At 73.1% G+C, this 11,239-nt stretch carries 9 protein-coding genes and 1 tRNA gene; 4 read left to right on the forward strand and 6 right to left on the reverse strand.

Annotated elements, in window-relative coordinates; translation table 11 throughout:
• Positions 1–84 precede the first annotated feature (84 nt).
• The gene (locus ACIP5W_RS26370) at positions 85–1,746 is read left to right on the forward strand and encodes a hypothetical protein (RefSeq protein ID WP_401478348.1); all 1,662 of its coding nucleotides are present in this window, start codon (positions 85–87) and stop codon (positions 1,744–1,746) included.
• A 128-nt stretch (positions 1,747–1,874) separates the two neighbouring features.
• On the opposite strand, the gene ACIP5W_RS26375 is transcribed toward ACIP5W_RS26370, so the two are convergent.
• Entirely contained in the window at positions 1,875–2,438 is a 564-nt protein-coding gene (locus tag ACIP5W_RS26375) for an HIT family protein (protein WP_401478351.1), read from the reverse strand.
• A 67-nt stretch (positions 2,439–2,505) separates the two neighbouring features.
• Between ACIP5W_RS26375 and ACIP5W_RS26380 the strand changes: the two genes are divergently transcribed.
• Positions 2,506–3,183: a potassium channel family protein gene (locus ACIP5W_RS26380; protein ID WP_401478354.1), complete on the forward strand. Its 678-nt coding sequence runs from the start codon at positions 2,506–2,508 to the stop codon at positions 3,181–3,183.
• 115 nt (positions 3,184–3,298) lie between these two features.
• Here the strand turns inward: ACIP5W_RS26380 and thrS are convergent, their stop codons facing one another.
• From thrS to ACIP5W_RS26395, 3 genes are all read right to left on the reverse strand, one after another.
• Entirely contained in the window at positions 3,299–5,275 is a 1,977-nt protein-coding gene (gene thrS, locus ACIP5W_RS26385; protein WP_382788536.1) for a threonine--tRNA ligase, read from the reverse strand.
• A 91-nt stretch (positions 5,276–5,366) separates the two neighbouring features.
• A complete protein-coding gene (locus ACIP5W_RS26390; protein WP_401478358.1) occupies positions 5,367–6,593 on the reverse strand; it encodes a hypothetical protein in 1,227 nt (408 codons plus the stop codon).
• A complete protein-coding gene (locus ACIP5W_RS26395; RefSeq protein WP_401478361.1) occupies positions 6,590–7,156 on the reverse strand; it encodes a DUF4365 domain-containing protein in 567 nt (188 codons plus the stop codon). Before ACIP5W_RS26395 ends, ACIP5W_RS26390 begins: the two co-directional genes overlap by 4 nt.
• A 193-nt stretch (positions 7,157–7,349) precedes the next feature.
• On the opposite strand from ACIP5W_RS26395, the gene ACIP5W_RS26400 reads away from it, so the two are divergent.
• Positions 7,350–8,075, forward strand: a complete 726-nt coding sequence (locus ACIP5W_RS26400; protein WP_401478364.1) for a 3'-5' exonuclease — start codon at positions 7,350–7,352, stop codon at positions 8,073–8,075.
• 72 nt (positions 8,076–8,147) lie between these two features.
• Here ACIP5W_RS26400 and ACIP5W_RS26405 read toward each other — a convergent pair.
• Positions 8,148–8,219 (reverse strand) — tRNA-Val (locus tag ACIP5W_RS26405).
• A gap of 39 nt (positions 8,220–8,258) precedes the next feature.
• Entirely contained in the window at positions 8,259–8,705 is a 447-nt protein-coding gene (locus ACIP5W_RS26410; protein ID WP_401478367.1) for an SRPBCC family protein, read from the reverse strand.
• 103 nt (positions 8,706–8,808) lie between these two features.
• Between ACIP5W_RS26410 and ACIP5W_RS26415 the strand changes: the two genes are divergently transcribed.
• Entirely contained in the window at positions 8,809–11,148 is a 2,340-nt protein-coding gene (locus ACIP5W_RS26415; protein WP_401478370.1) for an SCO7613 C-terminal domain-containing membrane protein, read from the forward strand.
• The last annotated feature ends 91 nt before the right edge of the window (positions 11,149–11,239 follow it).

Genomic DNA, 11,239 nt, shown 5'->3' on the forward strand with positions numbered 1-11,239 from the left:
CGCTGATGACCTGATCAACAGGTGTGCGGAGCACGGAAGTCGGGAAGGCCGCAGAAGCGACAGTGGCGGCGATCGGGGGCGGGAATGACCGTTGGCAGCGGTTACGCGGACTTCTTCGGACCACAGGTGCCGCAGCAGGGCGACGGCGGGCAGACGCCGACCCTGGCGCTGGCGTCGGCCGCCTACCGGGACAACCCCGTCGAGGACATCAAGAAGGCCGACAACGAATGGCACCAGTCGACGGTCGCCACCGGCCGCAGCTGGGCCAGGATCTTCCGGCCCAACCTCGGCGAGGCGTTCTCCCAGGCGGTGGTCGACCGCATGCTGGGCGTCGGACGCAAGCCGCTGATCCAGTCGTTCGGCAGTGAACCGCAGGTGGTCGTCGAGCACTGCCTGGCCGCCAACCGGATCCGCCGGGAGCGCGACAAGAAACTCACCGGCATCATGGTCGTGTGCGGGCTGCTGTTCCTGCCCGGACTGCTGGTGTGGCTGCTGGTCTTCCAGCTCCGGTCCACCATGGTGAAGGCGGGCGACAAGCGGGTCTCCGGGCTGGCCACCGGTCTGCTCGTGGCCGTCGGCGCGCTCGCCGCGCTCTTCCTGCTCCGCATGCCGTTCTCCGGCCTGGCCGGGTGGTACGCGCGCGGTGCGGTCGTCGCGCCGGTGGTCGGCTGGTTCCTGGCCAAGCGGATCTGCGAGGGCACGGCGAAGGACCTGCGCGAGCGCTGGGACAGCCTGCTGTCCGGAGGCAGCGTCGGCGCCAAGGTCCCCGAGGCGGTGCCGACCAGCCCCAACCAGACGGCGGCCGAGCAACTGCGCCAGTCCCTGGCCCGGCTGAGCGCCGAGCAGCAGTCCAACTCGGTCTTCTACGCCGGTCCCAAGGGGATACTCGGCATGGGCACCCGCTGGGGCGCCTGGCACCTCGCGGAGGAGCTGACCCCGCTCGACCCCGTCAAGGGCGTCCACGAGTTCCGCAGCTGGACGGTGGTCAAGGCCATCCACGACCAGCTCCAGCTGCTGCACCGGCAGAGCCTGAAGACCGGCGGTTTCCCGCCTCCTTCGGTACGGCACTGGATCGTCACGCCGGTCGGTGAGAACGCCAAGGCGGTGGCCCGCCCGGAGGGCACCGACGTGGAGGCCTACCAGGTCAAGCCGAGGGCCGTGGAGGACATCTGCAACAACCAGCAGTTCGGCGGCGGCGACCGGCACTACCTCGGCGTGCAGTGGCCGCTGTGGGACGGCCAGTTGATCATCACCATGCTGATCACCGTGACCGTGCTGCACGAGACGCTGCGCATCGAGGTCACCGGTCATGCGCTGGGTCCGGTGAACTCCCTGTTCACCTCCAAGCCGGAGGCGCCCACGAAGGAGGTCGCCAAGACCGTCCGGTTCTGGGAGACGCGGAAGATCAGCCTGCCGCTGGTCACCGCCGACGAGGTGGTCCGGGTGGCGGCGCGCGCCACGATCAGCTGGTACCCGCCGCTGCTGAACTGGCTCGGCGGCTCCATAGGCCTGCCCGAGCCGTTCGGCCTGCGGCACGCCTGGGCCGACCAGCCGTGGCGGCACCGCTTCATGGCCGACGACGCGCTGCGCGCGGCGACGCCGGTGCTGCGGGTGGTGCACAGTGCGGCGCTGCGGGTGCTCAAGGAGCACGACGTGGACATCGAGAAGTTCAGCTCCCGCTCGTCGGCCCTCAGCGGCGCGGTCCAGGACCTGACGCCGAAGAAGGCCGACACCTACGACGCGTAGGCCTCCGGCGGTGGGGCGGGCGGCACTCTTGCCGGGGGTCTGGGGGCTGCCGCCCCCGGACCCCCGCTTTCGGCCTGGACGGCCTCGTCCTCAAACGCCGGACGGGCTGGATGCGCCCGCCGCAGCCGTCATGGCGAGGTGGGCCACGCCTCCGCCAGCATCTTGCGGGTGTCCGCCAGCAGCTGCGGCAGCACGCGTGTGTGGCCGACCACCGGCATGAAGTTCGTGTCACCGCCCCAGCGGGGCACGATGTGCTGGTGCAGGTGCGCGGCGATGCCGGCGCCCGCGACCGACCCCTGGTTCATGCCGATGTTGAATCCCTGGGCGCCGGACGCGGTGCGCAGCGCGGTCATCGCCTGCTTGGTCAGCTCGGCCAGCTCCGCGGTCTCCGGCCCGGTCAGGTCGGTGTAGTCGGCCACGTGCCGGTAGGGGACGGTCATCAGGTGGCCGCCGTTGTACGGGTACAGGTTCAGGACGGCGTACACGTGCTCGCCGCGCCGGACCACCAGGCCGTCCTCGTCGGACTTCGCCGGGATCGCGCAGAACGGACAGCCGTCGTCGGCTCCGGGGCCCGTGGGCTTGTTCTCCCCCTGGATGTAGGCCATCCGGTGGGGCGTCCACAGGCGCTGGAACGCGTCCTGCGTCCCCACTCCGATCTGCTGCTCCGGCTCACTCGTCATGCTAGGCAGCATATGGCTTCGCCCGTTCGCGGCGTGTCGGCGGGGGGAGCGCGAACGCGACGCGGGCCAAGCTGGGCCGATGACCGAAGACAGCCGCCTGGTCCACTGGGAACGGCGCGCCGAGATGCCCCTCTCGCTCGCCTCGCTGACCTATCTCGCCGGGTACGCCGTCCTCGTTCTCGCCCCCGACCTCGCCGACGCCTGGAGGGACGCCAGCCTGGCGGTGCTGCTCGCGTCGTGGGCGCTGTTCGTGGTGGACTACGCGGTGCGCTGGCGGCTGAGCGGACTGGGTCCGAGTTTCGTGCGGCGGCACTCGCTGGACACCCTGGTGATGCTGTTGCCGCTGCTGCGCCCGCTGCGGATCGTGCGGCTCTACGAGGCCGTACTGCGACGGCGCGGGGAGCCGCGGCTGTCGCTGCACGCGCGCGTGATGCTCTACGCGGGGGTGTCGACGCTGCTGCTCGGTTTCGCGGGCGCGCTCGCCGTGTACGCCGAGGAGCGCGGGGCGCCGGGCACGGAGATGCACACCTTCGGTGACGCGGTGTGGTGGGCCTGTTCCACCCTGTCCACCGTCGGTTACGGGGATGTCGTGCCGATCACGCCCATGGGCCGGTTCGTCGGCGTCGGGCTGATGGTGTGCGGTCTGGCCCTGCTGGGCGCGGTGACCGGCTCGTTCTCGTCCTGGCTGATCCAGGTCTTCGCGCGTGAGGACGAGCAGGAGAGCGAGGAGGAGACGGGGCGTCCGTCGGACGGGTGACCCGGCGGGGTCGCGACCCGGCGGGGTCGCGACGGCACGTCCTGGCAAAGCCGGCCGCGGGGAACGGGACGGGGCCCCGGAGAGCGGACTCCCCGGGGCCCCGTATGCCGGTGGGTCAGACCTGCGCGCGCTCCTCGACGACCTTCGCGATCTTCGCGACGGCCTCGTCGAGCGGGATGCCGTTCTCCTGGGAGCCGTCGCGGTAGCGGAAGGAGACCGAGCCGTTCGACATGTCCTCGTCGCCCGCGATGACCATGAAGGGCACCTTCTGCTTCTGGGCGTTGCGGATCTTCTTCTGCATGCGGTCGGAGGAGGAGTCGACCTCGACCCGCAGCCCCTGCTTCTTCGCGGCCGCGGCGAACTTCTCCAGGTACTCCACGTGCGCGTCGCCGATCGGGATGCCGATCGCCTGCACCGGGGCCAGCCAGGCCGGGAAGGCGCCCGCGTAGTGCTCCAGGAGCACCGCGAAGAACCGCTCGATGGAGCCGAACAGCGCGCGGTGGATCATGACCGGGCGCTGCTTGGAGCCGTCCGGGCCGGTGTACTCGAGGTCGAAGCGCTCCGGCAGGTTGAAGTCGAGCTGGATGGTCGACATCTGCCAGGTGCGGCCGATCGCGTCCTTGGTCTGCACGGAGATCTTCGGGCCGTAGAAGGCGGCGCCGCCCGGGTCGGGGACGAGCGGGAGGCCCTGCTTCTCGGCGACCTGGCGCAGCGTCTCGGTCGCCTCCTCCCAGACCTCGTCGGAGCCGACGAACTTCTCCGGGTCCTTGGTGGACAGTTCCAGGTAGAAGTCGGTCAGGCCGTAGTCGCGCAGCAGGCCGAGGACGAAGGTGAGCGTCTTGTCGAGCTCCTCCGACATCTGCTCGCGCGTGCAGTAGATGTGCGCGTCGTCCTGGGTGAAGCCGCGGGCACGGGTCAGACCGTGCACGACGCCGGACTTCTCGTACCGGTACACGGTCCCGAACTCGAAGAGGCGCAGCGGCAGTTCGCGGTAGGAGCGGCCACGCGCGTCGAAGATCAGGTTGTGCATCGGGCAGTTCATGGGCTTGAGGTAGTAGTCCACGCCCTCGTCGAGCTGCATGGGCGGGTACATGCCGTCGGCGTACCAGTCCAGGTGGCCCGAGGTCTCGAAGAGCTTCCCCTTCGTCGCGTGCGGGGTGTAGACGAACTCGTAGCCCTCCTCCTCGTGGCGGCGGCGCGAGTAGTCCTCCATGACCCGGCGGATGATGCCGCCCTTGGGGTGGAAGACGGCGAGGCCGGAGCCGATCTGCTCGGGGATGGAGAACAGGTCCAGCTCGCTGCCCAGCTTGCGGTGATCGCGCTTCTCCGCCTCGGCGAGGAAGTCGAGGTGCGCCTTCAGCTCGTCCTTGGACGGCCAGGCGGTGCCGTAGATGCGCTGGAGCATGGGGTTCTTCTCGCTGCCGCGCCAGTAGGCGGCCGCGTTGCGCATCAGCTTGAACGCCGGGATGAACCGGGTGGTGGGCAGGTGGGGACCGCGGCAGAGGTCCTTCCAGCACAGCTCTCCGGTCTTGGCGTCCAGGTTGTCGTAGATGGTCAGCTCGCCGGCGCCCACCTCGACGTCCGCGCCGTCGTCGTGGGAGGCGGAGCCCTTGAGACCGATCAGCTCCAGCTTGTACGGCTCGTCCGCCAGCTCCTCGCGGGCGGCCTCGTCGGTCACCACCCGGCGGGAGAACCGCTGCCCGCGCTTCTGGATCTCCTGCATCTTCTTCTCGACGGCCTTGAGATCCTCGGGCGTGAACGGCTTCTCCACGTCGAAGTCGTAGTAGAAGCCGTCCTTGACCGGCGGGCCGATGCCGAGCTTGGCCTCGGGGAACAGCTCCTGCACGGCCTGCGCCATGACGTGCGCGGTGGAGTGGCGCAGGATGTCGAGACCGTCGGCGGAGGAGATCTCGACGCCCTCGACGGTCACGCCGTCGCGCAGTTCGTGGGTGAGGTCCTTCAGTTCGCCGTCCACGCGCGCGGCGACGATCGAGCGCTCACCGGCGAAGAGGTCGGCGGCCGTGGTGCCCGTCGTCACCGTGCGCTCTTCCCGCTCGGAATCGCGTTGGATGATCACACGGACGTCTGACACCGGTCTCTCCTGACTGAAGGCGGAAGCGCGGCCCGGAATCCATCGCCACGCAAGAGGCGATCGTACCGACCCGGGACCGCCCTCCGCGAAATCATTCCCCTCCGCAGGCCTCCCCGAAGAAGTCCAGGTTCTCCTGGAGCGATTTCATCAGCCGGTCCCGTTCGGCGTCGTCCACCTGCACCGGGACCACGCCGTGGGCGCCGGTCAGCCTGCGGAACCCGCCCCGGCTCTCCAGCCGGCCCTGCACCCGCACCGGCAGTCCGACCAGATGGGCCTGGCCGGCGATGCGGTAGTCCTCCTCGTCGAGGGTGAGCCGGACCTGCGGGACCTCGGCTCCGGCGAGCACCCGCAGCCGTACGCCGCCCTCGCCGCGCGGCCCCGACCTGCGCAGCCGGACCACGGTGCCGGTGATCCGCACGGACACGGAGGGTTCCTCGCGCAGGTAGCGGGCGCCCGCCTCGCGCAGGGCGGTGAGGTCTCCGGGGGAGAACTCCACGGGCTCGGCACCGGCCGCGCAGTCCTCGGGGACCCCGGCGGCGGGCGCCCACTCGACGGCGATCCGGGCTCCCTCGGTGCCGCGCACCAGGGCGACGATCGCCTCGGTCAGCTCGCGGCTGGAGCCGGCCTCCACGGCGCCGTCGAAGGCGTCCATGCCGCCGGTGGCGCGCCGGTAGTCGATGGCCTCACGGACGGCGTGGAGCGCCTGATGGAGGCGTACGGCGAGGGGGCGGGCCGTGCCGACGGGGGCGAAGGCGGTCAGCCGGCGGCCGTCGGCGGCGGTGCCGACGAGGACGCTCTCCAGCATGGCGCCGGCCGACCGCCGGTGCCGGGCGCCGTGGTAGCCGGCCCGCGCGCGGGTGGCGAGCGCGCCGGCGAGCAGCATCTGCCGGGCGGCGCCGCGCAGCCGGTCCTCGACCGCCCAGGAGGCGGTTCCGGCCGCCTCGGCGGGCCCGGACGGGGTCTCCCGCCACCAGCGGATCTCGTCGCTCGGCACGGCCAGGGCGAGAAGTACCTCGCGGGCGGCGGGCGTCTGGCTGCGCTCCAGCGCCAGCAGTGCCTCGCCGAGCAGGTCGTCGCTGTCGGGGAAGGCGCGGTTCTCCGGTACGAGCAGGCTGGTCGCGGCGCCACCCGGTCCGGGCGGGGTCCAGCGGCCGTAACGGCCGGCGGCGCCGCCGCGGCGCTGCCAGCCGTGCCGGCGCAGCAGGGCGCCGAGGACGGCCGGGTCGACCTCGGCGGCCTCGGGGGGCCGGTTCCAGGAGGAGTCGACGGGGTGCGGCCGTACCGGCCTCAGGGGCTCCTCCAGCGGGCGGTGCGTCATGGCCTGCCTCCCGTCCCGACCCGCGTCATGATCTCGCACAGCGCCCGGTCGTCGAAGATCCGCGCGGTCGGGATCCGCACGCTGGTCCGGAACCGGCCGGTGACCGGATGCCCGGCCAGGTTGACCCAGTAGCAGCAGTGCCGCAGGTCGAGCCGGTCGTGTCCGGCCCGCAGCCACTGGTCCTGCGACCGCGGGACGATCATCACGACGAGGATCTTGTGGACCGACACCGGGGTGCGGGCGAGCTTGCGCAGGTGGTCGTTGTCCAGCGTGAAGGAGAAGGAGTGCCCCGGGGGGTCGGGCGGGAGCTGGTACGTGGCCTTCAGCTGCACCTTGATGGTCACCTCGTCGTCGACGGTGTGACCGGGGGCGCTGTGGCTGACGTGCCAGTCGATGCCGTTGTCGGGGAACGGCTGGGACAGCGAACAGCCCGCGGCCGCGGCGACCGCGTGGAGATAACCCACCTGGAGTGTCTCCATGCACGCCGTGGTGGCGAGCGATCCGCGAGGAGGGCCCGTGAGTTCGGGCAGCAGCCCGCCCCGTTCGGGCTGCGCTGTCACCATGACCGAACAGCCTTCCGAGCAGTGAGGATCCCCGGCACCGGGGACTGGGAGAACTTCGCTTCAGGCCCCTGAACTGGCAGGACCCGTACTCCTGTTGTCTCCTCCCGGCGTACGGCGCAAACAGGCCGGGTATCACCAGACGGGCAGAGGACGGGGCGTCGGCTGCCCCGGGTGAGCGAGGGGTTGGGTGGATATGACGTGCTGGTACGAGGGGCCGCTCGCGGCCTTCGACACGGAGACGACGGGCGTCGACGTCGAGACCGACCGGATCGTGTCGGCCGCGCTCGTCGTGCAGGACGCGCCGGGCAACCGGCCCCGGGTGAGCCGGTGGCTGGTCAACCCGGGCGTGCCGGTGCCCGAGGGAGCGACGGCGGTCCACGGTCTGACGGACGAACACCTTCAGCGCAACGGCCGCTGGCCGGCGCCGGTGATGTACGAGATAGCCGAACTGCTCGGCGAACAGGCGACGGCGGGGCGGCCGTTGGTGGTGATGAACGCGCCGTTCGACCTGACGCTGCTCGACCGCGAGCTGCGCCGGCACCGCGCGTCCACGCTGGGCCACTGGCTGGAGCCGGCGCCGCTGCGGGTGCTGGACCCACGGGTCCTGGACAAGCACCTGGACCGCTACCGCAAGGGCCGCCGCACGCTCACCGACCTGTGCGGGCACTACGGCGTGACGCTGGCCGAGGCACACGACGCGGCCGCGGACGCGCTGGCCGCGCTGGAGGTCGTGCGGGCGCTGGGCCGGCGTTTCGCGGCCCGGCTGGAGCGGCTGTCCCCCGCCGAGCTGCACGCGCTGCAGACGTCCTGGCACGCGGCGCAGGCCCGCGGGCTCCAGGCGTGGTTCGCGCGCAGCGGCACCCCCGAGACGGTCGACACGTCCTGGCCGCTGCGCCCGGCGTTGTCGGCAGCGGCGTGACGAGGGGCGCCCGGCCGGCCCACGGGGGCATGCAAAAAGCCGGTCCGCGTGATGCGGACCGGCCTTTCCCGGTGGGCGATACTGGGTTCGAACCAGTGACCTCTTCGGTGTGAACGAAGCGCTCTCCCACTGAGCTAATCGCCCGGGAACGGAGTGAACAATACAGGTCCCCTCGGGGTTCCTTCAAACCGCTTCGAGATACCGGAGGAGGCCACGCCGCCCGGCCCTCATCATCAGCCGGTGGTTGGCGCGGAACAGCGGGCGTCCGGGCACGGCGAACCTCCTGAGCAGCGGCTTGGTGACGTCGACGACCTGCTCGTAGCGGGCCAGGCTCCCGGAGCCGTGCGCGGTGACCGTCCAGCGCGCCCAGCCCTCGAGGTCCCCGGCCATCGCGATCTCCAGCACACCGGCCACCGGGTCCCGCCGCACCTCGCGCGCGGTGAAGGTCAGGCCGTACGGCAGGAGAGAGCGGACGGTGACGACGCCGGTGGTGCCGTCCAGCCGGGTCACCTCGCGGACCTGCGGCCACCAGCGCGGATAGTCCTCGACCCGTTCCAGCGCCGCGTGGACGGCGGCGGGCGGCGCGGGCAGCGGCCACCGGCTGAGGAAACGGTAGTGGTTGAGGTCCATGCACCGAGTGTGCCCGTCCACGGGCCGGGAAGGCCGGGGGCTGAGTACGTCCTGAGTAGCCGCGCTCATGCCCCACGGCGGGACGCGGGCCACACTCCGTTCCATGACGCACCTTCCGCCCCCGGCCGAGGAGCTGCGGCTCCTCGACGCCGAGCTGTGGCAACTGGACGCCCGCCGCACCCAGTTGCTCGCGCGCCGCGCCTGGCTGGTCGCCTCGCTCCAGTCGTCGCGCCCGGCCGCGCCGCCCCTTCCCCCGGCCGCGCCCCGCCCCGAGGCGAGCGCCCCGCGGGTCCAGAACGTGCTCCTGCTGCTCGGCGGCATCCTGCTCACCGTCGCGGCGATCGCCTTCACACTGGTCAGCTGGGGGCACCTCGGGATCACCGGACGGGCCCTGGTGCTCGGCACGGTGACGCTGGTGGTGCTCGCCGCCCCCCTGCCGCTGCTGCGGCGCGGGCTGCGCTCGACGGCGGAGTCGGTGGCCGGTCTCGGCCTGGCCCTGACGGTGCTGGACGCCTACGCCCTGCACGAGGCGGCCCTCACCGGCACCGACGGCACGGGCTACGCGGCGGCCGCCGCGGCGGTGCTCGCGGGGCTCTGGGCGGCGTACGGCCGCGGTCTCGGCGCGCTGCGGCTGCCGCTGCCCGCCGCGCTGGTGGCGGCCCAGCTCCCCCTGACCCTCTGGGCGGTCGCGGCGGGCGCGGACCCGTACGCGGTCGCGACGGCGCTGCTGGTGACGGCCGGCCTCGACACGGTCCTGGCGCTGGTGCTGCCGGCCGGTGCCGGCGGCGCCGTCCGGGTGACCGCCACCGCCTGCGGGTACGGCCTGGGCGGCTGGGGCGTTCTGGCGGCGGGCTGGCTGTCGTGGACGGCCACCGGTCCGGGCGCCGCCGCCCGTGCGGCGGCGCTCCTCGTCCTCGCGGCGGTGATCGCCCTGGTGGCGGCCGCGCGGCTGCCGGAGCCGGGCGTCGCGACGGGCACGGCGGTCGCCGGAGGCCTGCTGCTGGTGGCGGCGGGCGGCGGCGCGCTGCGGGTGTTCCTGCCCGCCGGCTGGGCGGTCCCGGTCCATCTGGTGTGGGGCGTCGCGCTGTTGGCGGCGGTGCGCGCGGACCGGCTCCCCGCGCCGGTCCGGCAGGGGCTGGTCCGGGCCTGCGCCGCGGTGCAGGCGCTGGCGCTGCTGTGGGCGGTGCCGCTGGTGGTCGTCACGCTGCTGGGGCCGCTCGGCTGGGCGGAGCGCCCCTGGCGGGGCGAGCCGTCGGACGCCCGCGCCGCGGTCACCGTGCACACGCCGTGGCCGCCGTACGCGGGGCAGGCTCTCCTCGTCCTGGTGGCCGTCGCCGGTGTCCTGTTCCTGGCCGGGCGGGACGAGACCCGGCGGCCGTGGGCGCGGACCGGAGCGCTGGTCCTGGCCTGGGCGGCCTGCGTGGCCCTCCCGTCGGTGCTCGGACTGCCTTACGCCGCGGCCCTGTTGATGCTGGGTGCCGTGACGGTGGTGACGGCCTTCCTGCCGACGCCGTGGCCGGCTCTGGCCGGCTCGCTCCACCTGGCGTTCCTCTCCCTGGCGACGCGGTCGGCGACCCTGACCGTCCTGTCGGTACTGACCGTGTCGTGTGCGACGGCGTCCCGGTGGCCCCGCCTCACCCCGGTCGCGGCGCCGGCCGCCCTCGGGTACGCCACCGCGCTGGCCGTCGCGACCGGTGCCGCGGCGGGCTGGCAGCCGTCCCGCACGGCGCTGCTCGTGCTCTGTGTCCCCGTGGCCGCGGCTCTGGCCGCCGCCCGGCTCGGCGCGTCGCCGGCGACCGTGCCGGTCGAGGTCGCGGGAGCCGCCGCCGCGCTGCTCGCCCTGGGCCTGGCGGTGACCGACGCGCCGATGCTGGCCACGGTGCTGGCGGGCTGCGCCACGATCGCCGCGGGCACGGCGGCCCGGCCCGACCGCCGTCGGGCCGCGTACCCGGCCGCCGCCCTGTTCCTGCTGGCCGGCTGGGTCAGGCTCGCCGCCTGGGACGTCACCACCCCGGAGGCGTACACCCTTCCCGTGACCGTCCCGGCGCTGCTCGTCGGGGCCTGGCGCCGGCGCCGCGACCCGCTGACCGGGTCCTGGACGGCGTACGGCCCCGGCCTGGCCGCGACCCTGGTGCCGAGCCTCGCCGCGGTCTGGAGCGACCCGCAGTGGCCGCGCCCGCTGCTGCTGGGCGCGGCCGCCCTGCTGGTCACGCTGCTCGGCGCCCGGCACCGGCTGCGGGCCCCGCTGCTCCTCGGCGGCTCGGTGCTGGTGCTGGACACCCTCCACGAACTGGCCCCCTACCTGGTGCAGGCGGCCGACGCGCTCCCCCGCTGGGTGCCCCCCGCACTCGCCGGAGTCCTGCTGCTCGCCGTGGGCGCGACGTACGAGCGGCGGCTGCGGGACGTGCGGCACGTGCGGGAGGTCCTGGGCAGGATGGACTAGTGCTGTGGCCGGAAAGGTTTGCCGGAAAGCTCGCGGCGCCCGGTGCGGTGCATCGCAAGGCGGAGCATTGCCCGCGTACTGGATGTACTCG

It is taken from the genome of Streptomyces sp. NPDC088766, from assembly GCF_044750845.1.
Classification (GTDB): Bacteria; Actinomycetota; Actinomycetes; order Streptomycetales; family Streptomycetaceae; genus Streptomyces.

Coding starts and splice junctions, on each gene's coding strand:
- ACIP5W_RS26390 (WP_401478358.1), bottom strand. CDS start 6,593: ATGACGCACCGCCCGCTGGAGGAGCCCCTGAGGCCGGTACGGCCGCAC.
- ACIP5W_RS26375 (WP_401478351.1), bottom strand. CDS start 2,438: ATGCTGCCTAGCATGACGAGTGAGCCGGAGCAGCAGATCGGAGTGGGG.
- ACIP5W_RS26370 (WP_401478348.1), top strand. CDS start 85: ATGACCGTTGGCAGCGGTTACGCGGACTTCTTCGGACCACAGGTGCCG.
- ACIP5W_RS26380 (WP_401478354.1), top strand. CDS start 2,506: ATGACCGAAGACAGCCGCCTGGTCCACTGGGAACGGCGCGCCGAGATG.
- ACIP5W_RS26410 (WP_401478367.1), bottom strand. CDS start 8,705: ATGGACCTCAACCACTACCGTTTCCTCAGCCGGTGGCCGCTGCCCGCG.
- ACIP5W_RS26415 (WP_401478370.1), top strand. CDS start 8,809: ATGACGCACCTTCCGCCCCCGGCCGAGGAGCTGCGGCTCCTCGACGCC.
- ACIP5W_RS26395 (WP_401478361.1), bottom strand. CDS start 7,156: ATGGTGACAGCGCAGCCCGAACGGGGCGGGCTGCTGCCCGAACTCACG.
- ACIP5W_RS26400 (WP_401478364.1), top strand. CDS start 7,350: ATGACGTGCTGGTACGAGGGGCCGCTCGCGGCCTTCGACACGGAGACG.